The following is a 1,067-nucleotide window of genomic DNA, read 5'->3' as shown; positions in this document are numbered from 1 at the left end:
TTGACATCAAGGTATGAAGAGGGGCTACGGCTTTCACCAATTTTGGTCCGGTCATCCTCGGATTGGCAGCCTCTTCGGTCGGGATGCTTTACTCTATCCAGGAAATGAAAAAACGAGAATATTATACATCCGGCATTACCTGTAATATATTTGCTCTATACTGCAATAATGGTAATTTATTATGACTATTATTGCAGTTTTCTTCTTGTGAGTTTTGGATTACATAATTTTATTGACAAAAGTTCAAACGTGAATAAATACTACTATATACTATATACAGAACACGAGGAGTACGTTGGTATGAATGGTACGATTATTCTCATCGTAGTATTGTACATGCTCTTGATGCTGGCTATTGGCTACTACTCTTCCAAGAAGATTAGCACCAACACCGACTTCATGGTGGCAGGAAGACGGTTGGGTCCGCTGTTGATGGCGGGAACCCTTGCAGCGACGGAAATCGGAGGAGGCAGCTCGCTGGGAGTTGTTGCCAATGCGTATGGTTCCTGGGGCATGAGTGCTTCGTGGTACATCATCGCCATGGGTATTGCATTCGTGATCCTGATCCCCCTTGCTCCGAAGTTCCGATCCTCTTCGGTCAAGACAGTCCCCGAGTATTTCAGAAGAAGGTATGACAAGTTCTCAGGTGGATTCAGTGCCATTGTCATGATGGCGGCCCTGGTCGGCTTGACTGCAGGCCAGTTCAAGGCTTCGGCATCAATTTTGGAAGTCATGCTGGGCTTGGACTATACAACCAGCTTGATAATCGTCACGCTGGTCATCACCGTCTATGCGGTAATGGGCGGCCTGTGGTCGGTGACACTGACCGACTTCATCCAAGTCTTCCTCATCGTTATCGGCATGGCTATCGCCATCCCGTTCGCTTTGAAGCTGGCCGGAGGTTGGGCGACAGTCAAGCAGACGGTACCCGCCGAACATCTAAGCCTTACCAAGGGAATCGGTGGCTGGGGGCAGATTGCAGGCTATGTAATCATGTATGTAGCCACATTCTCCGTCGGCCAGGAAGCGGTTTCGCGCTACTATGCGGCCCGTGACGGCAAGGCTGC

The 1,067-nt window shown here is 49.0% G+C and carries 1 protein-coding gene; it reads left to right on the top strand.

What is annotated here, in order from left to right:
* Nucleotides 1-300 precede the first annotated feature (300 nt).
* Nucleotides 301-1,067 (top strand): sodium:solute symporter family protein (locus tag B3F49_RS05665; protein ID WP_293909616.1); only part of this gene is annotated, 767 nt, incomplete at its 3' end.

Source organism: Sphaerochaeta sp. UBA5836, from assembly GCF_002432845.1.
Lineage (GTDB): Bacteria > Spirochaetota > Spirochaetia > Sphaerochaetales > Sphaerochaetaceae > Sphaerochaeta.
Note: the sequence above shows the minus strand (reverse complement) of the source record. Positions and strands in the feature narration are given on the sequence as shown.